Below are 25,294 nucleotides of genomic sequence, written 5' to 3'. Positions count from 1 at the left end.
TGGAAAGGAGCCTTATTTAGAGCTAATTAAATATTAATAATAACATTATCAATCTCCCTTCTAGATATTGGAATTTCATACAAATCGTTTTTAAAACATAACCTATAATTACTAATGTTCTACTTTAGATTGTGTATATGAAAAAATATGCAATTAAACTATTGCAAATTATTGGTAAAATGATACATTAGTAATATCTAATTTATCGGACTATTCAACTAAGTCTGATAGTTAGATGACTTTGGAGAAAGGTAAAAAGACCTAAGTCCAAATGTTCAAGGAAAAAAGGGGGAAAAGATTTGAAACAGAAAAAGTTAAACAGATTGTACGGCAGTTTTCTAACTATGTTGCTGATTTTATCCATGATCGCACCATATGCATCTGCTGCGCAGGACACGAATGTAACGCCGAATGAAAGTGTTACTGAATTAAAAAATACGGTAAATCAACAAACAAAACTTCTTAGCCAAAACGAAGTTCTACACCCAATGTTACAAGACTTAACGGGAGACAGCGAAATTGATGTCATTGTTACCTTTTCAGAGAAACCTGTTGGATTGGAAGAAGGAATTAGTAAACTGGCAGGTAAGTCATTTACAAAATCGGATATAACCAAAGTGAAGTCAAAAATAAAAGCACAACAAGACAATGCGAAAAAGATTTTACGAAGTAAAAAAATTACATTTAAAGAAGGCTATTCTTACAATACAGTCTTAAATGGAATTGCAATGACTGTAAAGCAATCAGATTTGAAAACATTATCAACACTGGATGATGTTGTATTGGTCGAACCAGATACACAAGTAACCACACTTGGAAATCCTGTTAAAGAAGGAACTGCGGAAGCTGCGATGAATACTAGCGCACCTCATCTCGGAATTCCTACTCTTTGGGAACAAGGTTTTGAAGGACAAGGCATAAAAGTGGGTGTAATCGATACAGGAATTGATTACCTACACCCCGAATTTGCAGGCGTGTATAAAGGCGGACACAACTTTGTACCACAAACATCAACTGCGAACTATACAAGAGATCGTGCAGCAGATGATCCGTACGAAACGATGCCATCAGAACGTCCTTCTAGCAAACCAATCGTGGATGCAAATGGCAACGAATTCTTTACATCTCATGGCACACATGTATCTGGAACAATTGCTGCTATAGGGAATAACCCTTATGGTATCAAGGGACTTGCACCAAAAGTAGAACTTCATGCGTACCGTGTACTAGGTGCATATGGAAGTGGAAATAACTCTTGGATTATTGCAGGAATTGAAAAAGCAGTACAAGAAGATATGGATGTTATTAACCTCTCATTAGGTGGTTCGACAAATAGCTCAACAGCTTCAGATGCTATAGCGATTAACAACGCAATGTTATCAGGTACTGTAGCAGTTATTGCTACAGGAAACTCAGGACCTAACAGAGGAACAATTGGAAACCCTTCAACTGCAGCACTAGGAATTGCTGTTGGGAATTCAACAAATCCTGAAATAAATAAATCTGCAAATGTAAAAATATCTGCTGGTAGTTTTTCATCTGACACTAATGTGAATATGATGGCATGGACATTTGGTGTAGATCCGAAAAATCAATTGACAGGCGAATTCGATCTGGTTTCGATACCGAAAGTTGGTAATTTAGTAGACTTCGATGGAATTGACGTCAAGGGGAAAATAGTCTTAATTGCACGTGGAGATATTGCATTTGTAGATAAAGTAGCCAATGCAAAAGAAAAAGGTGCAGTTGGTGTCATTATTCACAACTCTGCTGCTGGAACAGGCACTCCTGGACCTACAAATATTTTCTTAGGAGATGCATTTGGATTTATTCCCACTTTCGATATGTCTTACACTGAGGGAATGAAAGTTCGTGATGCGTTAGCAATTAACCGAGGAAAAGTAACGTTTAGCAACTTTGTTTCACAGAATACATTAGGTGATGCAATGAACGATTCAAGTTCACGTGGTCCAGCGAATCCGTTCTTTGATATCAAACCAGACGTAACTGCTCCAGGAACGAACATCATGTCATCAGTAGCTGCATACGGGAAAGACAATCCCTCAGCAGACTACTCAAAATCATATGATCGTTACACAGGAACAAGTATGGCCACTCCTCACATCGTAGGAATTGTTGCTCTATTAAAAAATGTACACCCTGAGTGGAGTCCATTTGATATTAAGGTGGCACTATCGAACACTGCAAAAATATTAGATAAAACAAAGTTTGACGTATTTGCACAAGGTCCAGGTCGAGTTCAACCTGTCGCAGCTGCTTTTACGGAAGCATTAGCTTACTCGGTAGATACGACTGTATCGAATGGTAAGACGGAACAAAATTTAAAGGGCACAGTTACTTTCGGAAAACTTGGAAATCTAAAGGATGCACCAGCATCAGTTACAAAAAATATTTTAGTTAAAAATCTAACGGGTAATCCTAGCGATTACAATGTTTCAGTTGAAGTAACGAAAAAAGCAACCGGTACATTGGCAGCCGCTAATGTAACGGTGGATCAAACTTCATTTACATTGACTGATGAAAAAACACTGAAGGTTACACTAAATGCTCCACAAGGAACAAATACAAATGGAAATGAAATTCTTGGGTATATCCATATTACTAACGGCAAAACAAACCTAAGTCTTCCATTCGCGGCAGATTTTTCACCTGCACTGATAACAGGGATCAAAGCATTCTCAATTGATAGCTTAGATCTGTCGTATGCTCCTACAAGCACGAAGAAAAACACTACAGTACGTTATGAATTTTTTAACACTCACAATACAACATACATTGAATTCTGGGACATGTTGAACCCAGATGGTCATTTATACGAAGATGGATATATCGGCTATCTAGTTAATGCAACCAGAACAACAACTGGTGCCAAGACAGTTGCATTTAATAACGGGTCATATACACCTTGGGGTGGATCTGTAAAAGCGACATTGCCCGACGGTCTTTATACAGTTGATTTGACTGCAGCAAATCCGCAAACGGGAGCGGACCCGGTTTCATTTGCCGACCTTGGACCATTATTCGTTAAGAGCACGCCTGCTACGATAGAAACAACAGAAGCACATGAAGTGAATGGAAATGATTACACATTCACCGCAAAAGTGCTAGATAAATATATTGACTATCAACAGATTCTTGAAAGTGAATATGGCTTAGGGTTTAATGTGAACTCAAAACTAACCACAAGTTACGTTTTAAAAGATAAGAACGGAAATGTTACACAAGAAGGTCCGGTATTACTAGAACAAGATGGCAATTTCGAGATTAAATTTACAAATGTACCACTTGGAACCAATACTCTAACGATAAATATTGTTGATGCAGCAAGCAATAAGACTACTGCCGAGTACAGTGTCATTCGTGATGGAGTGGAGAGTCTTGACGTAGATTCGAACATTGAATTTACAGTAGGGGAAAAAGAACAACTTGCAGTAAACTATGTGGTTACTGAAAGTGACGGCACGAAAACGAAAACTGACGTTACAAGTTTAGCTACATTTAGCAACTATGACGAAAACATTATTTCATTTGAGGATGGGATTGTAACAGCTATTGGAGAAGGCGTAACGGAGATTACAGTTAAATACGCTGACTTCGAAGCAAAAGTAACCGTGAAAGTAAACAAAGCAGATGTATTAACAATCTCTGTTAGTCCATCAAACTTGCAGTTAAAAGTAGGACAATCAGGTAACTTTGAAGTTACTTCAACTGTTACAAAATATGATGGTACGAAAACAGAAACTGATGTTACAGACGTTGCAACTTATACTTTTGATGATTCAATTGTCTCTGTAGAAAACGGAGTTGTGACAGCCGTAGCAGAAGGGACTGCCACAATTACAATTGAATATGCTGGCGAAGTGTCAACAGTACAAGTAAAAGTTGAGAAAGCAGACGTTAATGGGATATCAGTTAACCCGTCAAGTGTTTCATTAAAAGTCGGCGAAACTGATCACCTGGTAGTGACACAAACGGTCACAGCTTATGACGGTTCGAAAACGGAAAAAGATGTTACGGCACTTGCAACTTACAGTGGTTTTAATACATCAGTCATAACCATTGATAAAGGAACAATTACTGCAGTAGGAGAAGGTACAACCAACATTACAATTAACTTTGAGAATGAAGTGTTGACAGTCCCAGTCACTGTGAAAAAAGCAGATGAGATCATTCTTTCCGTTAACCCAACTAACGTAAACGTAAATGTGGGTAAAACAGATCAACTTACTGTTAAACAAACACTTAAACAAGCAGGAAAAGACGATGTTATAACAGATGTAACACAAGAAGCAACGTACGTTGTGGAGAATAAAGAAGTTATAGCAGTTGAAAAAGGGGTAATTACGGCTAAAACTGTAGGAACTTCAAAAGTTAATGTTACTTTTGGAGACAATACAGTCATTGTTGTAGTAAATGTCACGGAAGCTCCGATTACAGAAACTAAAACTCTTTCTGTTAATAAAGCAAATGTACAAATGATATATGGTAATAAAGAAACTCTTGTTGTCACTGAAACAATAACAAAAGGAAATTCATCAACAAATACCGATGTTTCAGCTACGGCTGTTTACAGTGGCTATGACTCAAAAGTCGTAAAAGTGGATAAAGGGGTCATCACAACTACAGGTGTTGGTTCGACTACAATCGACGTAACAGTTGGCGATAACAAAGTAAAAGTGTTAGTGACGGTAAGCAGCATTCCACCACAACCACCAATTACAGATCCTAAACCTGACCCAACACCAGCACCAACACCAGTAACATTCGGTGACGTAACAACTCATTGGGCGAAAAAAGAAATTGAAGCATTAGCAACTAAGAGAATCATCTTAGGAGTGGCTAATGATTCATTCGCGCCAGAAGCTAAATTGACACGTGCACAATTCGCTGTATTGGTATCTCGTGCACTAGAACTAGACTTAAAAGCATACGAAGGTAAATTCTCTGATGTACCTGCAAGCAAAGACTGGGCATATGCTGGTATTGAAGCAGCAGCTCGTGCAGGCATAATAAACGGTAAATTAGACGGCTCATTCGATCCTGATGCCAACATTACTCGTGAAGAAATAGCAGCAATCATTGTCCGTGCTGTTAACCATGCTGATGCATCATTATTGAAAGACCTTGATACTTCTAAAGTATTTAAAGACGATGCAAACATCAGCACATTTGCAAGTCTTAGCGTCAAACAAGCAGTAGCTTTAGGCATTGTAAACGGTCGTAGTGGCAACAAATTTGATCCAAAAGCAAGTGCAACACGTGCAGAGGCAGCAGTCATGTTATATCGTGCCCTAGACAAACTAGGCGAATTTTAACAAACAAGGAGTCAGCTATATGCTGACTCCTTTTCTAGTGTTCTAGTTTAATGGTATCCACTAAAACTACCTAATTTATCACAACATATCATCTACTACCCTTCTATTGGAATTGCTGAGTTTGTATCAAACTTCCTCTAATTACACTAAAGTACTATGTTTTGGTTGATTGTTTCCAAAGAGAATATATCTATTAATTCATTCATTCGACAATTTTCGTCATTTTTGAAATGTAAATGTAATACTAGAAAATCTAAAAATATATTTGCAACAGTCTAATAATATGGTAAATTTAAAATTGTTATATATTTCAGATTTCGGAGTATATATTGTGAACTGTTAAATAAAGGGAGGAAAGAAGAATGAGTAACAAGACTAGAAAAGGCATGATGTTAGCAATCGCCGCATCATTAGCCCTTAGCACAGCATCTTTCGGTGCACCAGCTCCAACTGCTGCAGCACAATTAGCGAAACAGGTGCCAATCTTACAGTTAGAGAAACCTGCTGTAAAAATCCCGGACCGTTTAGTTAACCCTGAGAACCCAAGTGAAAAAGTTCGTATCATTGTTGAGCTTGAAAAAGCACCTGCAATCGAAACTGCTACACGAAAAGGTGTTCTATATAAAGAACTTCCAACTTCACAACGTAATAGTTTAGAAGCAGCAATCGAAAAAGATCAAGTAAACGTTAAAGCAAACATTAGTAAGTTATCAAAAAATATTTCATTTAAAGAAAACTTCACAACTGTATTCAACGGGTTCTCTGCTGAAGTAGATGCAAAAGATGTACCGGCAATCGCGAAAATTGCAGGTGTAAAATCAATCTCTGAATCTACTGAATATGCTCGACCAGTAGCACAACCAGAAATGACGCACTCAAAAGAGTTAGTACAAGCTCAACTTGCGTGGGAAAAATTCAACTTCAAAGGCGAGGGAATGGTAGTAGGGGTTATCGATACTGGTATTGACCCATCTCACCGTGACTTTATTTTAACAGACAACGCTTCAGGTGATATAACTTCTGCTGAAGTAGGTTCATTGATTGATAGTGGTTCAATCGAACCAGGTAAATACTACACTGCAAAAGTGCCTTACGGTTACAACTACATGGATGGCAACCAGGAAATCCGTGACCTCGGTCCGGGAGCTTCAATGCATGGTATGCACGTTTCAGGTACTGTTGGTGCAAACGGGGACGAGGAAAAAGGTGGTATTAAAGGTGTAGCTCCTGAAGCTCAACTTTTGGCACTTAAAGTATTCGGAAACGATCCATTATTCCCATCTACTTTTGGGGACATTTACGTTAAAGCGATGGACGATGCGATTAAACTTGGTGCGGACGTTATTAACATGTCATTAGGTTCAACTGCAGGTTATGTAGATAACTCGAACCCTGAACAAATGGCGGTAACTCGTGCACAAGAAAACGGTTTGCTAGTAGCTATTTCTGCTGGTAACTCGGATATGTTTGGCTCAGGTGCATTCTATCCAATGGCTAATAACCAAGATTATGGTTTAACGGGTTCACCATCTGTTTCTGAAGACTCATTCGGTGTAGCTTCATTCGAAAACAGTTATGTTACGGCTTCAAGTTTCACATATGAAGTTGATGGAGTTCCAACTGGACGTGCAATGTTCCTACTTGCAAACGATGCAGAACCTAATGATTTACCTCTAGAAGAATACCCAATTGAATTTGCAGGTTTTGGATCAGCTGCTGATTTTGCGGGTAAAGACTTGACAGGTAAAATTGCATTGGTTTCTCGTGGTAATGGAATTAATTTCGTGGATAAAGGTCTGAATGCTCAAGCTGCAGGCGCAGCAGGTGTTATCGTATTTAACAATGTTGCGGGTACAATCAGCATGGCTTCAAGTTCTGAAATTAAGATTCCGTTCATGTCTGCACTTCAAGTAGATGGTTTGGCACTTAAAGCAGCACTGAATGAAGGAAAAGAAGTTACTGTAGGTTTCGATGGTCAATACATTGAAACGGCAAGTCCGACTGCAGGCAAAATGTCATCCTTCACTTCATGGGGTCCTACACCGAACTTGGATTTCAAACCTGAAATCACGGCTCCAGGTGGAAATATCTTCTCGACATTGAATAACGATGAATACGGTTTGATGAGCGGTACATCAATGGCAGCACCACACGTAGCTGGTGGTACGGCATTAGTGATGGAACGTGTTAACGAAGAGTTCAACTTGACTGGTGCAGCTCGCGTACAATTCGCGAAAAACTTAATGATGAACACATCGAAACCTGTTGTATTGGCTGAATATCCTGATCAAGATGGAAATAATGTAACTGAATACGTTTCTCCACGTCGTCAAGGTGCTGGTATTATGCAACTTGCCAACGCTTTGGAAACAGATGTTTTGGTAACAAACAAAGCAACTGGCGAAGCAAAAGTAGCATTAAAAGAAATCAAGGACGGAAAATTCAGCTTCACATTGAAAGCGAAAAACTACTCGGATGAAGCGAAAAACTACAATGTAGACGTTCAACTTCAAACAGACTATGCATTGACAACGTCTGGATATGATGTAGTTGTACCAAACATCGCAGGTTCTACCGTTGTTACTGACCTTGTAGATGTAGATGCTCCTTCAACTGTCGCAATTCCTGCAAACGGTGAAGTTGAAATTCAAGTATCAGTTGATGCATCTGAATTGGCTGGTATGGAAGGTTTCGAAACATTCGTGAACGGATTCTTTATTGACGGATTCGTTACTCTTAAAGATCCAACTGAAGAAACATCAGGAAATGTACCATTAACAGTACCTTTCTTTGGATTCAATGGTTCATGGGATGACGCGTCAATCTTTGACGAATTCCTATGGGATGATTTAACATACTGGGGCTATCAAGCATTAGCAGACGAGCATGGGGACTTTATCTCTGGTCCTTCTTTAGGTGAAGATTTCGATCCAACGAAATTTGCCTTCTCTCCAAATGCAGATGGCAACGTTGATAAAGCGATTCCAGTTTACTCTCTAGTCCGTAACGCGAAAAACTTCGAAGTTAATGTATTGGATGCAAATGGCAAAAAAGTACGCACAATCCGTACTGCTAAAAACTTAACGAAGCACTACGCAGACACTGCAACAAGCCCAGGTTACACATACAACCAATCTAACGGCTGGGATGGGAAAATCAATGGTAAATTAGCTGCAGATGGTCAATATTCGATTGAATTGCGTGCGGTAATCGACTTTGAGGGTGCAGAATGGCAATCAGTTGAATTCCCAATAATCCTAGATACAGTAGCACCAACTGCTGACCTAGCATTTAATGCTGAAACAAAAACAGTAACGATTGCGAACGCTAAAGACAATCAAGGCGGAGTAGGAATCGATCGCGTTGAAGTATTAGTAAACGGTAAAGAAGTAACACAATCAGCAACACTTGAGTCATATGTAATTGAGAAAGCTTTAGTTGGTGGCGATCAAGTCACTGTTAAAGTATGGGATATCGCAGGTAACGTAACTGTTCAAGATTTCGATCTTCCAAAAGCACCAAAACCATATGAAACGAAAAATCCAGTGATCTACTTCGAAACACCTCAAGATTATTTCTGGCAGTATGATACTTCAGAAGTAGTAGTATCCGGGACTGTAGAAGATGATTCAAATATCGTTTCACTTAAAGTGAACGGTGAAGTAGTTAAACTCGGAGCAGAAGGATACTTCACTCATACGTTAACACTTGAAGACGGCGTGAAAAACGTAAATGTTGAAGCAATCGATGAGCATGGAAACAAAATGGCTATCTCTCGTAAAATATTTGTTGATACAACTTTACCAACAGTTGTTGCATCATCAGTACCATCAACAGTAGGTAAAAACGCTGTTGACCCAACAATCAAAGTAACAATTGGAGACAATTTCGATGAGGTACGCTTATACCTAAACGGCAGTGAAGTATTTGCGAAAGAACTCTCTGAGCCATACGCAATGTTAGGTTTCAGCCAAACAGTAGATGTTGTTCTTCCATTAAAAGACGGTAAAAATGAATTCGAACTAAAAGTGGTTGACTTAGTAGGTCACCAAGCAACTCAAACTGTTTCAGTAAACAAAGCAGACGTTGTTACACCACCGACTACTGATCCGAACCCACCGGTAGTAAATCCACCAGTGGTAAATCCACCAGTAACATTCAGTGATGTTTCTACTCACTGGGCTAAGAAAGAAATCGAAGCTTTAGCAACTAAGAAAATCATCTTAGGTAAAACAGCTGAATTATTTGCACCAGATGCTAAATTAACGCGTGCAGAATTCTCAGTTTTAGTGGCTCGTGCTCTTGATCTAGAATTGAAAGCTTACGAAGGTAAGTTCTCAGATGTACCAGCAAGCAAAGATTGGGCATACGCTGGTCTTGAAGCGGCTGCTCGTGCAGGCATCATCAACGGCTTGGATAACGGTAAGTTCAACCCAGATGCTCAAATTACACGTGAAGAAATCGCGACAATCATTGTCCGTGCCGTGAAATATGCAGATGCATCATTATTGAAAAATCTTGATACGTCTAAAGTCTTCGCTGATAATAAGAAAATCAGTGCATTCGCACAACAAGGTGTTAAAGAAGCGGTTGCTCTAGGAATCGTAAATGGCCGTGCAGGCAACGTCTTCGCTCCACAAGACAATGCAACACGCGCTGAATCTGCAGTAATGTTATACCGTGCACTAAACAAATTAGGCGATCTATAAGATCAAACAATAAAAGGAGTCAGCGTTTATCGCTGGCTCCTTTTATGTGGATGAGTGGAGGGGGTTTCTACCCGTTCAAATGGATTTCCACCCGTCCGCGGGATACATACCCGCCACACTGCATTTTGAAGGTTTTCTATTGAATAAACTGGCAATGCTAATAATTTATTCACAATAATCTCATTATATGGTAAATTCAGGAATATAGTATTATATAGAGAAAAAGGGGACGAATGTATGGTGGGGTTCAAAGGAAAGTGGTTTGTAAGTGTAATGGTGGTTCTACTTCTATTTCCAATTATTTCACCAGATAACGAGAGAGTTAATGCTGCAAGGCTAGTAACGAGTGGTGGAGAGAGGATTTTACCCCCATTACAAGACATAGTTGTTATTCCTGATTACATGATATCAGAACAAATTGCAGACACTTCGAAGGCAGACATAAAAGTCAGTATCATTCCCTTATCGGATAAAAAACCGTTAGTTGGAGTAGAAATGACAATTGCCTCATTAAACTTATTAAAAAGCTCAACCAAATCATTAAACATTACCTCAGATAAAGTGAATGTTGTTGTACCGAACCAAGTTTTAAAAGGATATGATATAGATCCACTTCTTATTGATTCCATCACATTTGTGCTAGGAATGAAAAAATCCACGGATATAAGGGGAGCCGTATCAGCTATCTATGATTTTAGTGTTGTGAGAAATGTGGAATTATCAGATGTGGGATCATGGCCAACTCAAAAACCTTGGGGATATCCAGTCAAAAGAGATTTCTCTGAGCCAATACAATTTTCTGTTCCTTTAACAACTTCTGTTAAAAAGGTACAGAATGTTACTGCATATCATATGGACGATACTAGTAAATCATTTGAATATGTAGGAGGAACATACGAAGATGTTGCTATATTTGTGTTCAAGTCAATGATCACCTCAAATCTAGTTGTGACTGAAAATGCCAAAACATTTAGTGACATCAATGGCTATTGGGCCCAAGACGAAATAGAAGTACTGGCCTCTCGCACCATTACAAGTGGAAAGACCGCCACTACATTTAATCCGACAGGAAACGTGACACGGGCTGAGTTTGCTGTACTCATCGCTCGGGCATTAAATATACCTCAGTATGAATTCAAAGGTTTTGACTATGCAGTTCCTGGATATTATTACAGAGGGATTTTCAAAGATGTAACGACTAGCAAAGCATGGGCGTATAAAGAAATCGAAACCGCTTATAAAGTAGGCATAATAAAAGGTACATCTGAAGACATGTTTAGTCCCGATGCGTTAATCACTCGCGAAGAGATGGCAACACTTCTGATACGAGCAATCAATTACCACAATCCAGGCATATTAACCAGTGAAGTGAAACCAAATTCATTTTCTGATCACGGAGAAATCGGAGCATTTGCAAGACTATCCGTTAACCAAGCAGTAAGTTTAGGAATCGTGTCTGGCAATGCAGACAATAAATTTAATCCAAAAGCAAACGCTACACGTGCTGAAGCGGCTGTCATGCTATACCGTACACTCGAACAACTAGGCGAACTATAAAAAGTTGGAGCCAGCGAACATTGCTGGCTCCTTTTTCCTTTCTATTAAAATTTGTTGCAAACATTATTTCTAGGCAGAACCAGCGTATGCGCCTTTCAAGTGGTAGCCGGAGCGAGAAGACTGGCAGTGATTTTCTGACAGGCTTCTCACGGGAGGCATCCACAAAGCGCAGAAGCATGAATAATAGATAACACTTAATCAGGCTTTATAATGCTGAACTTTTTACTAACCTCTAACAAAGTATGAGGAAGCTAATTAGTTCCGTATTCGCTACGCTACTGTTAATTGAGATTCTCCTATAATAGTTTCTCCTATATTCAATAAACGAGTTTCCAATCCAATTATTACAATAATAGAAAAGAGTTTCCACAATAAATCAATTTTTTCCGTTTAAATGTAAAAGTCTTTACAAATATGTATCGTAAATTTACAAAAACGTCGGACTTCTTACCTATTTTCACGAAATATTAAGAAATTTTACAAAATCTTATGAAAACCTTTTCATTTATTTGGTATAATCAGAAAGTAATATAAAACTTTCATTATGAGGAGTGAAATGGATGACGAAAGAAGGATTTTTGAAACACTCTATTAGTAAAATAGCACTAGCTTTCTTACTAATAGTTTCGATGGTTTCACCATTTATCACGGTACCGAGTGCATCGGCAGCTACAGGACTGACAGTAGCTGAAGCACTTCTACAATACGATGTAAATGGTAAAAAGAATGTTACAGTTGATGGCTATATTGTCGGTTATGTTAAGTCGGAAACATCTGTTGTTAGAACAGGTGCTACAGATGACTTAAACTATGCAATTGCGGACTCTCCAACTGAAACAAATCTTTCAAAAATGATTTATGTTCAATTACCAGCTACTCCAACAAATTTAAGACCAACTTTTGGACTTAAAACAAACCCAGGTAATATTGGCAAAAAAGTATCTATTAGTGCTTCACTTGAAAAATATTTCGGTGTTCATGCTGGTCTAAAGGCACCAGTTACTGCAATGACATTCGTTGAAGATGGAGGAGAAGAGCCACCTCCACCACCAACAGCTGAAAAAGTAGCGAACATTGCTGCTGCTCGTGCAGTAACCGATCCAGCTAAATTAATCAGCGTTGAAGGGACAGTAACAACTGGCGTTGGATTCTGGGGCCAAAAAGGTTTCTACATCCAAGACAACACTGCGGGTCTTTATGCGTTTGTCTCTGCAGCTGACGTTAAACCAGGCGACATCGTTGAGCTTGAAGGGAAAATAACTCCATTCAGTGGAGAACTTCAAATCCAGCCAACAAAAATCACAGTGAAATCTTCTGGCAACCCACTTCCAGCGGCACAAGTTATTGATCCAACTGGAGTGAATGCAGATACTCAAGGGGAACGCATTCAATTAAACAATGTTACAATCACTGGCTTAGCTAAAAAGGACGATTTCGGTACATTTGAATTCTCTGCTGTTGATGGAGCAGGAAAATCAGTAATCGTTCGTAACGATAACCGTACAGGTATGACATATGATAACTTCATTCAATATTACAGCGAAGGCGATCTAGTACATGTTTCAGGTATCGCATCTAAATTTAACGATGTGTTCCAAGTAAAAGCACTAGGTTCAGATAGTTTTGAACTAGTAAACAAACCAGCAGTATACGTAGATGTATTCCCAGGTTTCGTATCTGAAAATACAGCTATCACGCTCTCTAGCGGTTGGGCAAATGCAACAATCTACTACACAGTAGACGGTTCGACTCCAACACCTTCAAGCACGAAATACACTGCACCAATTGTTATTACAGACAGCACAACAATCAAAGCAATTGCAGTTACAACTGGAGCAACATCTGAAGTGTTCTCATTTGAATACCAAGTGATCAAATCTACAAATGTTCAAATTGCGGACATTCAAGGCAAACAACATAAATCACCATACGCAGAACAATTAGTAGTTGATATCGAAGGTGTAGTAACTTACAAGCTTGATAACAACAACTTCTTCATGCAAGACGCAACACCAGATAACGACCCAGCTACATCTGATGCGATCCTTGTATACAGCAAAGGACACACAGTTGTACCAGGAGATCTAGTATCGGTTGACGGAAAAGTGACTGAATTCTTCATCGCGGGATACTCTGATATGAAATCTGTTGATTTATCAACAACAGAAATTTCAAGTACGACAATTGACAAGTTAGGTAAAGCACCAGTTCCTGCTGCACTTAAATGGGAAGAACTTTCAGCACCGACTGAAATTATCGACAACGATGGTTTGACTAGTTTCGATCCAGCTGAAGACGGAATCGATTTCTGGGAATCTATCGAAGGTATGCTAGTTTCAGTTAAAGATGCAAAAGTTGTTGGACCACAAAAATACGGTGAAGTAATCGTAGCTACTGACAACGGTGGCAAAACAATCTTCAACGACTTTGGCGGGATCAACATTTCTGACACAGACTACAACCCTGAACGCATCACGGTTGATATGAACTCAGAAACATTTAAAGCTAAATCTGGTGATAAATTCAACGGAACAATTACAGGTCCAGTAAGTTATGAATTCGGAAACTTCCGCATTATGACAACTGTGGCTACACTACCACCATTAGTTGAGTCACCAATCATTAAAGAAATAACAGAAATTGAAATTGAAGCAGACAAACTGAACGTTGCTGCTTATAACGTGGAAAACTTCTCAAACAACAAATCAAATACACCAGATGCAAAAGTAGTGAAAATCGCGAAGTCATTCGTGGATAACATGAAATCTCCTGACATTATTACACTAGTAGAAGTGCAAGATAATGATGGCGAAACAGCATCAGGCAATACAGACGCATCACAAAGTTATGAGCGTTTAATCGCAGCAATCAAAGCTGCTGGCGGTCCTACTTACAAGTGGACGGACATCGCTCCTGAATACAATCAAGATGGTGGGGCACCAGGCGGGAACATTCGTGTAGGTTATCTATACAACCCACTTCGTGTAACACTTTCTGCAGGAACAAAAGGTGGATCTACTGATAAAGTACAATGGGTAAATGGAGAACTTTCTCTAAATCCTGGTCGTATTTTAGACATTCCACAACCAGCTACACGTAAACCAATCGCAGCTCAATTTGAATTCAAAGGTGAAAAAGTAGTCGTAATCGGTGCTCACTTAAACTCTAAATCTGGAGACCAACCGTTATTCGGGAAAAACCAACCTCCATTCTTAGGTTCTGAAGCAGAACGTATCGGGCTTGCAACAATGATTAGCGACTTCATCAAAAAAGGACAAGTACAAAATCCAAACCTTAATGTAATCGTAGCTGGTGACATGAATGACTTCGAATTCACACCAACTCTTGCAGCATTAAAAGGCGGCATCTTAACAAACATGGTGGAAAAAGTACCAGCTGGCCAACGTTTCTCTTATTACTACCAAGGAAACAACCAAGTACTTGACCATGTATTAGTAACAAACAACCTAGCAAACACAGCTAAAGTTGACATGATTCACATCAATGCGAACTTCATGGAAGAGCACGGCCGTGCATCTGACCATGATCCAGTATTGGTTCAAGTAGACTTAAAAGGTCCAGTCGTAGCACCAGACGTAGTAACATTGGAAGTTAACGCAAACAATGTTGCACTTGAAGTTGGAAAAACAAATCAATTAGTTGTAACAGAAAAAACAACTAAAGCAGATGGTTCTTCAACGAACAAAGACGTAACAGCTACAGCAACATACGCAGTATCAAATACCAACGTAATCTCTGTAAACGCTGGATTAATCACAGCTAAAGCAGCAGGTACAGCAACAATCACGATCACTGTTGGCAACAACAGTAAAACAGTAAACGTTACAGTAACAGCAGTACCAGTGGCAGACGTAGTAACATTGGAAGTTAACACAAACAATGTTGCACTTGAAGTTGGAAAAACAAATCAATTAGTTGTAACAGAAAAAACAACTAAAGCAGATGGTTCTTCTACGAACAAAGACGTAACAGCTACAGCAACATATGCAGTATCAAATACCAATGTAATCTCTGTAAACGCTGGATTAATCACAGCTAAAGCAGCAGGTACAACAACAATCACGATCACAGTTGGCAACAACACTAAAACAGTAAACGTAACAGTAACAGCAGTACCAGTGGCAGACGTAGTAACATTGGAAGTTAACACAAACAATGTTGCACTGGAAGTTGGAAAAACAAATCAATTAGTCGTAACAGAAAAAACAACTAAAGCAGATGGTTCTTCAACCAACAAAGACGTAACTGCAACAGCAACATACGCAGTATCAAATACCAACGTAATCTCTGTAAACGCTGGATTAATCACAGCTAAAGCAGCAGGTACAGCAACAATCACGATTACAGTTGGCAACAACACTAAAACAGTGAACGTAACAGTAACAGCAGTACCAGTGGCAGACGTAGTAACTTTGGAAGTTAACACAAACAATGTTGCACTGGAAGTTGGAAAAACAAATCAATTAGTTGTAACAGAAAAAACAACTAAAGCAGATGGTTCTTCAACGAACAAAGACGTAACTGCAACAGCAACATATGCAGTATCAAATACCAACGTAATCTCTGTAAACGCTGGATTAATCACAGCTAAAGCAGCAGGTACAGCAACAATCACAATCACTGTTGGTGGAAATACTAAAACGGTGAACGTAACAGTAACAGCAGTGCCAGTAGTTGAAGATGTGAAAACATTGGCAGTCGACAAAAAAGCCGTAGCACTAACTGTTGGTACAACAAGTCAATTGAAAGTGACTGAAACAACAACAAAAGCGGATGCAACTTCTACTATAGAAGACGTAACAGCAAAAGCTACTTATAGTGGATTTAACAGCAACGTAATTACCGTAAGCAACAATGGGTTAATCACTGCTAAAGCAGCAGGTTCAACTCAAATTACGATTACAGTTGGCAAAAACACAGTAACTGTAGACGTATCAGTAACAAACGTTCCAGTAAATCCACCGGTTAACCCACCAGTTAATCCTCCGGTAGATCCAAAACCGGAACCAGTAACATTCAATGACGTAAAAACTCATTGGGCTAAGAAAGAAATCGAAGCTTTAGCAACAAAAGGGATCATCTTCGGCGTAACGAAAGATGATTTCCAACCTGATGCAAAACTAACACGTGCACAATTTGCAGTTCTTGTAGCTCGTGCACTTGACCTTCCTGTGACAGCATACGAAGGCAAATTCTCGGATGTGAAAACAGATAAAGATTGGGCATACGCAGCAATTGAAGCAGCAGCTCGTGCTGGCATCATCAATGGTCACCTTAACGGGAAATTTGATCCAGATGCTGAAATCACACGTGAAGAAATCGCAGTCATCATCATGCGTGCAGTAAAATACGCCGATTCAACATTGCTAGACAGCTTAGATACTTCTAAAGTATTTAAAGACGCTAACAACATCGGTGCATTCGCAACACAAAGCGTAAAACAAGCAGTAGCACTAGGCATCATCAACGGCCGTGGCGGCAACGTCTTCGACCCACAAGATGACGCAACACGTGCAGAAGCAGCAGTATTGCTATACCGCGCATTAAACAAATTAGGCGATCTATAAGCAACAAACAAAAGGAGTCAGCGGATGCTGGCTCCTTTTTGTCGTACTTGAATTATGACCTCCTAACAATCTCCAAAAAACAGGGGCGCCCTTACTATTTCCACCCGTTCAAATCGATTTATAACAGTTCGCATCCGGCTTCTAACCGTTCACCCTAATTCCCCCCACAAAAAAACCCCTCAAACAAAGTTTTGAGGGGTCACACTATGACCAAATCACCTAAAATAACAATCTCTCTATTAACCAATAACTACCCATCACAACAATAACCAATGAACCATATTTCACAATTGAACGGGCATATGTTAATTTCTGTAAATATCTTAGTAAAGGTACTACGGCCAGAACCAACAGGATCTGTACGAATTCAATCCCGATATTAAAGTTAAACAATGCCATGACCAATCGATTCGATTCAAGATTCATTTCTTTTAAGATTGAAGCAAATCCTAGTCCGTGAATTAATCCAAACGCGAATGTCAGTCCCCAGCGATTTTTCACTTCTTTTCGGAAAATGTTCTCTAACGCTACGTAAATAATACTCAATGCAATCATTGCTTCAACGAATAATGAGGGCAGGCTGATAATGTCGAGAACGGATAGACTGATCGTGATGCTATGTGCTACTGTAAAAGCCGTTACAATCGCGATGTATTGTTTTAATGTTTGCTTACGTAATAGCAAGGCGAACAAAAATAACAAATGATCATAACCAGTCAAAATGTGAAGGGCACCAAGCTTGAAAAATGCCATCCAAGAAGAGGAGTTCCCTGGAGTGGACTTATGCTGCTCTCCAGTAGAACCCTCCTCCGCCACTTCACCACCTTGATCCACTTGTACTTCTGTAATCAAACGTGACCACGTACGGTCATTTCCTTGTAAAACTGTTTCACTCGCTTCGCCTAAATAGGAAGAGGAAACCAAATTTACGTAATTCGTAGCGGAATCATCTATGAAAAATCCATCCATTAAAGTTAATGTATCTCCAGGGGCAAATCCGTCATACACGAAATGAAAACGAATAAATTCTTTGCGATCAATCTCTTCTATTTCCGTACTTTCCAAAGTAGAAGCCAGTTGCCCATTGTTTTTATCAATGACGAGCATCTCTGAAATTAACTCTTCTAGATGATGTTCTTCCTCTTTCAACTCATCCTGACTCAACTGTTCATCCTCATTTGTATCAATGTCTTCCACTAATTCGATTAAAGATAGACTATCTATGGTAAACGTTAACTCGGTTTGGGATTCTTGTATATCGATACTAGTATAACTAGCACTATAGGCATGTGCTTCAACTGGTTTAGGTAAAGACAGTGCCACTAACAACAAGATGCACATTAATGGAAAGAAACGCGATTGTAATATATGTTTTTTCAAAAAATATCCTCCTAATATTCCTTTTTCAACATTTTAAAGTATAAATGGTGAGCTTTCAGAAAGATATAAAAACAGTAGAAATTCCCGTTATTAATAAATTTATATTTAATATTCCCTTTATATCAATTATTCAGTAGAATGGAATAGTTGTCTGTTAGAAAAGTCAGACATCTTACCAATAATTGGTAATAATATGTATGTATACTACTACGAGAGAAGGTAGAATTCGTGAGGAAGAACAACCAATCAAAACGCTTGGTCAGTATGTTTTTAGCCGCACTGTTACTAATCAGTACAATGTTGCCAGCTGGATTAAGTCATAAAGCATCAGCTCAAATTGCTGGGCAAGTCGTCATCAGCCAAGTATATGGTGGCGGAGGGAACGGGGGAGCACCTTATAAAAATGATTTCATTGAACTATACAACCCAACAGAAAACGACGTTTCATTGGAAGGTTGGTCAGTTCAATACGGTAGTGCAACAGGTGCTTTTACACAAGTAACCCCACTGGCAGGTACTATTAAAGGACATAGTTTTTATCTAGTACAAGAAGCGGCGGGTACCGGTGATGTTCCTGCGTTGCCAGACCCAGATGCGAGCGGCGGAATCACAATGGCTGCCGGTGCAGGAAAAGTGGTTCTCGTTAAATCGACTTCTCCAATTTCAAGTGTTGATAATGCAGATGTTGTGGATTTCGTTGGCTTTGGTTCAACGGCTACATCTTTTGAAGGTACTGGACCAACACCAACACCAAGTGCAACAAAAAGTGTCCAGCGTATCCCTTACTCTGGCATCTTACCTGCTAAAGTAGGTGAAAAAGGTCAAGGTAATGGCTGGGATACAAATGACAATAAAGCTGATTTTGTAGCAGTTGCACCATTCCCGCACAACTCTGCAAGTCCTGCAGAGAAATTCGAGTTGAACGAAAGTCTTAAACCGATTGGCAATCGCATTCAATTCGTTCAACAAAATACAAATGTAGTCGTAAAAGGATTAGCGGGCACAGTATCCCCGGATGCTACCGTGAAATTTTATGAAAGCACACCAACTGGCAGCTCGACGGCTATTGGTTCAGTAACTGCAAAAACTGACGGTTCTTTCGAATCGACTTTTGATGCTGGAAAAGCTTTGCCATCTATATATATTACGTCAACAGAAGAAAAGCCTGAAAGTATGGCAACAGAAATACGCCTGGCTGCACCAAGTAAATCACTAGATACTACAAAACTTGCATTCGGTGTAGATAGCAATAACATCAGCACAGTTATTGGGAATGCAAAAGCAGGCATAACGTCTTCTACCATTTCAGTCTACACGGATGCAGACATGACGGAGTTATTGCCTAGCACTGAACAAGTAATCGTCAACGGTAACGGTGAATTCACGTATAACTTTACGGATACAAAGTCACTGGAAACAGTCTATGTAACACAACAAACAGCTACACCACAAGGAATCATGTTACAAAGTATTCCAGTGGCCGTAACAAAACCGGACTTATCGGTCATCTCGAAATTAAAAGATGTACGAGAATCAAATACCAACGGACATCCAATCCATTTAAATGAATCATTCACTGTTGAAGGTGTTGTTACATTTGAAAATGACATACTGGGATCCCAAAAAAGCAATTTCTATATGCAAGACGATACAGCGGGAATCAACGTTTTTGGCTCTGCTTTAGATCATAAATTATCAATTAAACGCGGCGATTTAGTTCGAGTGACTGGTAAAGTCATTGCTTATAACGGATTGACAGAGTTCGAACCTACTTCCATTAAGAAAATTGGAGCGGATCAAGAACTGCCTGCAGCTAAAGCAGTAACAATCTTGGATTTGACTAAGTTTGAAGTTGCAGAACCACTAGAAGGTAGTTTAGCAAAAGTCAGCGGAAAAGTTTCGGCTATTGCTCCTACTGGTACAAATGCAAACGTCACATTGGTCGATGAAAATAATAAATCAACCACAGTTCGAATCATCGGCGGAACGAAAATTGATATCGAAAAAGACATCGTGGCAAACAAAAGCTACACATTCACAGGCGTAATTGGTCAATATAGCACAGCTGCCTCACCAAAAAGCGGCTATCAATTATTCCCACGTGACGTAGCAGATATCTCACCAATCTTAGGAATCACGCATGAACCAATCACAACGGCTTACCTAGATACAAATGTATTAATTGAAGCATTTGCAGATGGCGCACAAAGTGTTTCATTAAGCTATAAAGCAACGACAGCTTCAGATTACACAACGGTTCCAATGATTGGGGACGCTGAAGGTCGTTATACAGCTCAAATCTTGGCTGCAGACGTACCACAAACCGGATTTGACTATAAAATCACGGCAACTGATGGCACAAATGAACAAACAGTTGGACCATTTACAGTTGAAATGGTTGCAGATGAAGAAGGACCACAATTTGCAAGTGAAACACCAGCGAATGGCACGAGAGTTGAAACACCTCGCCCTGAAATCTCAGTATTAATTGGAGATGCAAGCGGAGTGGATAAGTCTAGCGTGACATTGTCGTTAGATGGAAACTTACTAGCTGACGCACCAATTTCAGCTACACAAGCAAGCTTCCAACCAACTGAAGACCTTGTAGAAGGAATTCACACAGTAGCAGTAACAGCAACCGACCTAAAAGGAAATACGAGCACGAAAGAGTGGACATTCGAAGTCGTGCCACGATTTACTGGCGGGAATCACTACAGAGGAACAACTCATAACCACACGAACATCTCTCATGATGGTTCCGGATCACCTGAAGCTGCATTACAAGCCGGTCTGAAATATGGCTACGATTTCTTTGCATTCTCAGATCACTCACATGACATCGATGCAGATAAATTGGGGTCGGACACGGTGGTACGTGGCACAACACCTGAACGTAGTGGTGGTTCGGATTGGCAGTTAACGAAAGACTTAGCAACCCAATACACAGAAAACGGCGAGTTCGTTGTATTCCCAGCGTTTGAAATGACATCAACAACTTGGGGTCACTCAAATGTATTCGCGACAGAAAACTTTATCGACCGTAATATCAACGGCAAGCAATATCAAAGCTTGGATCAATACTATGCATGGGTATTGTCTTACGATGATGTCGTGGCACAATTCAATCACCCGGACATGTCATCAAATGCATTCAATAGTTTCAAGCCTTACAACAAAGAAGTAGATCAACTGTTCACGATGATTGAAGTCGGTAATGGTTCAGGAAACTACGCATATGCCAACGCGGAGAAAAAATATTTCTCTACATTAGACTTAGGCTGGCACTTAGCACCGACATATGGTGAAGATAACCACGATGCTACATGGGGGAAAACAAATGCCCGTACAGTCATCGTGGCAGATGATTTATCACAAGCATCTTTACTTCATTCCATGCGCAATATGCGTGTCTACATGAGTGAAGATCCAAATGCTGAACTGGATGTAACGGCAAACGGCTATTACATGGGTTCAACAGTGGATAGCAATACATTGAACTTCACGATCTCTGGAAGAGACGCAGTAACGGAAACAAAAGCTGAATATGATTACTTATCAAACTCATACGTATCAAACGATGCAGTGGCAAAAGTGGAACTTCTGACAAACGGTGGAGTAGTGATCGATTCGTATTCACCGAATACAGTAGATTACACATGGTCTCCAGAAGTGACAGTGCCAAACGGTCAACAATGGTTCGTCGTTCGCACAACACAAAAAGATGGAGAACGCCTTTACTCAGCACCAATCTGGTCAAAAGAGGTATCAGTTGATGTAAAAGTAAATGCAATTGATATCGATGGGGAAGTCATTGTAGACGGAAACCCAGCGAAATTAAATGCAACAATCGGAAACTTCGGTACGCAAGAAGTGAAAAACTTAAAAGTTGACTTCTACTACGATGAAGTGAAAGAAACAAACTTGATCGGAACAAGCACAGTAGCATCCATCCTTTCAAAAGGGACAGGCACTGCAACAACAACGTGGGCGAACCCGACAAAAGGAAATCACAACATTATTGCAGTAGTTACATCAAATGATGGTTTGAAAATTGGCGATGTCAAGTTCACACTTCCAATCAATGTAAAAGAACCACTTGGGATTAAAGTATTGATCGACGGTTCCCATGGAAATGAAAACACAAGTGGCGATAGTGGATCATACAAAGACAATTTGAAAGCCTTTGTTCTGTTACTTCAAAAAGAAGGCTATACCGTAGCGGTAAACAAAGCACCAATCACAGATGCAACTTTCGATGGTGTGGATGTATTAATGCTGACACATCCAAAAACAGCCTTGACAACAGCTGAACAAGCGGCTGTCGCAAAATTTGTCCAAGATGGCGGATCACTGCTGGTAGCTGGTAAGAGTAACAATGGCTCAACAGATCCAACAGTGAACAACAGCCTACTGGAACAAGCGGGATCGACCATCCGTATCCAAAGTGATGGCGTCTTCGATGACAGTAAAGAGGGGAATTTCTGGAGTGATCCGAAAGTGAGCCCGTATGCTGTGCGTCCACATCCAGGTCTGGTAAGCAACTATATTACAGACCGAGTACCTTTCGTGGATTACTATAGTGGCGCAAGTTTAAGTGCCGCAAACAACACAGCTTTAACAGACAATGAACATGTAACACTTCTCGTAACAGGGAATGAAACAACGTACCAAGGCAATATCAAAGCAAACGGATTTGCTTATGATACAGTATCTGACAACACAGGCGGTTCGAAGATTCCTCTGATTGCTTCTGAAGAAATAGGGGAAAAAGGTCGCGTCATCGTTTCAGGTATGAACATCTTTAACGACAAACAACTAGACGAAGCATTTGAGCCAAAAGGCAATGATGAATTCTCACTGAATGCAGTAAACTGGTTAGCACACCGCGAAACTAAGGTAACAGATATTAAAGAAGCACGCACATTACCGGAAAACAGTTCTGTCGTGATTGAAGGAACCGTTACCTCTGCAGCAGGCATATTCTTTGATTCGTTCTACCTGCAAGATGAAACGGGCGGGGTCATGGCGTTCCAGGAAGTTGCTACTGATTCCTTGAAATTAGGGGACAAAGTACGCGTATACGGACACATGATCACATTTGACAACAACGTCGAAATCGAATTCACAACATTCGATGTAGATGTCATCAAAATTGGTGAAGGAGCTCCGGTTTCTCCGAAAGTAGTCGCAACAGGAGATGCAACCACCGTTGAAAACCAAGGAACACTTGTAAAAGTAACAGGGAAAGTCGTTTCAAAATACGATGACAATTCATATGTCATCAACGATGGTTCAGGTGATGTACTCGTCTTTACAGATGGTTATATCGTGAATCAAAGCGGGGCAGTTCCACAGTTGAACGTAGGCGACACATTGGAAGCAGTAGGGCTTTCCGGTGGATTTGCAGGCGGACAACGTATCCGGGTTCGTGATACGAAAGAACTGAATGGAACAGAAAATACAGCCACAGAAACTAAAACAATTGCTGTAGATCAATCAAACGTAGCGTTACTGGTTGGCTCATCCAGCCAATTAAAAGTGAATGAAACAACAACAGTTGGTGAAACTTCCACTACAGAAAACGTAACAGCAACAGCAACATACTCAGTATCGGACAGCAACGTAATCTCTGTAACAGCTGGTTTAATCACAGCGAAAGCAGCAGGTACAGCAACAATTACAATCATTGTTGGTCAAAATACTAAAACGGTAAACGTGACAGTAACAGCAGTGCCAGTAGTTGAAGATGTGAAAACACTATTAGTAGACAAAACAAATGTACAATTGATTGTTGGCAATACAACAACACTTAAAGTTACAGAAACAACTACAAAAGCTGACAAGACTTCTACTACAGAAGACGTAACAGCTACAGCGACGTACACAGTATCAAACAGCAACATCCTCTCTGTAAACGCTGGACTAATTACTGCGAAAGCAGCAGGACTGGCAACAATCACAATCAAAGTCGGTGACAACACTCATACTGTAAACGTAACAGTTACAAATGCACCAGTAAATCCACCGGTTAACCCACCGGTAGACCCTCCGGTAGATCCAAAACCGGAACCAGTAACATTCAATGACGTAAAAACTCACTGGGCTAAGAAAGAAATCGAAGCTTTAGCAACAAAAGGGATCATCCTCGGCGTAACGAAAGATGATTTCCAACCTGATGCGAAATTAACACGTGCACACTTTGCAGTTCTTGTAGCTCGTGCACTTGACCTTCCTGTAACAGCATACGAAGGCAAATTCTCGGATGTGAAAACAGATAAAGATTGGGCATACGCAGCAATTGAAGCAGCAGCTCGTGCTGGCATCATCAATGGTCACCTTAACGGGAAATTTGATCCAGATGCTGAAATCACACGTGAAGAAATCGCAGTCATCATCATGCGTGCAGTCAAATACGCCGATTCAACATTGCTAGACAACTTAGATACTTCTAAAGTATTTAAAGACGCTAACAACATCGGTGCATTCGCAACACAAAGCGTAAAACAAGCAGTAGCACTGGGCATCATCAACGGCCGTGGCGGCAACGTCTTCGACCCACAAGATGACGCAACACGCGCTGAAGCAGCAGTATTGCTATACCGCGCACTAAACAAATTAGGCGATCTATAAGAAACAAACAAAAGGAGTCAGCGATTACCGCTGGCTCCTTTTTTTAGTTAGTGGCGGGTTTCTACCCGTTCAATTTGATTTCCACCCGTTCACT

General features: G+C 40.0%; 6 protein-coding genes. 5 read left to right on the top strand and 1 reads right to left on the bottom strand.

Translation table 11 applies throughout. From position 1 onward, the window contains the following. Nucleotides 1-299: 299 nt before the first annotated feature. The 4 genes from GY23_RS06115 (at nucleotide 300) to GY23_RS06100 (ending at nucleotide 17,190) form a co-directional block, all read left to right on the top strand. Nucleotides 300-5,336 carry a S8 family serine peptidase gene (locus GY23_RS06115; RefSeq protein WP_075618341.1) on the top strand — a complete coding sequence of 1,679 codons (5,037 nt, stop codon included), beginning with the start codon at nucleotides 300-302 and terminating at the stop codon, nucleotides 5,334-5,336. 362 nt (nucleotides 5,337-5,698) lie between these two features. Continuing rightward, complete coding sequence (locus GY23_RS06110) at nucleotides 5,699-10,045, top strand: S8 family serine peptidase (protein WP_075618340.1); 4,347 nt, start codon at nucleotides 5,699-5,701, stop codon at nucleotides 10,043-10,045. A 237-nt stretch (nucleotides 10,046-10,282) separates the two neighbouring features. Then, the gene (locus tag GY23_RS06105) at nucleotides 10,283-11,602 is read left to right on the top strand and encodes an S-layer homology domain-containing protein (RefSeq protein ID WP_075618339.1); all 1,320 of its coding nucleotides are present in this window, start codon (nucleotides 10,283-10,285) and stop codon (nucleotides 11,600-11,602) included. A gap of 560 nt (nucleotides 11,603-12,162) precedes the next feature. After that, nucleotides 12,163-17,190, top strand: a complete 5,028-nt coding sequence (locus tag GY23_RS06100; RefSeq protein WP_075618338.1) for an S-layer homology domain-containing protein — start codon at nucleotides 12,163-12,165, stop codon at nucleotides 17,188-17,190. Nucleotides 17,191-17,409: 219 nt separating this feature from the next. Here the strand turns inward: GY23_RS06100 and GY23_RS06095 are convergent, their stop codons facing one another. After that, nucleotides 17,410-18,570, bottom strand: coding sequence for a HupE/UreJ family protein (locus tag GY23_RS06095; protein WP_245827597.1), 1,161 nt, complete (start codon nucleotides 18,568-18,570; stop codon nucleotides 17,410-17,412). Nucleotides 18,571-18,798: 228 nt separating this feature from the next. On the opposite strand from GY23_RS06095, the gene GY23_RS06090 reads away from it, so the two are divergent. Next, a complete protein-coding gene (locus tag GY23_RS06090; protein ID WP_075618337.1) occupies nucleotides 18,799-25,200 on the top strand; it encodes a DUF4350 domain-containing protein in 6,402 nt (2,133 codons plus the stop codon). Nucleotides 25,201-25,294: the final 94 nt, after the last annotated feature.

This window comes from Paenisporosarcina indica, assembly GCF_001939075.1.
In the GTDB taxonomy this organism is placed as follows: Bacteria; Bacillota; Bacilli; order Bacillales_A; family Planococcaceae; genus Paenisporosarcina; species Paenisporosarcina indica.
The sequence above is the reverse complement of the archived record's forward strand: the minus strand, read 5'-3'. Positions and strand labels throughout refer to the sequence as shown.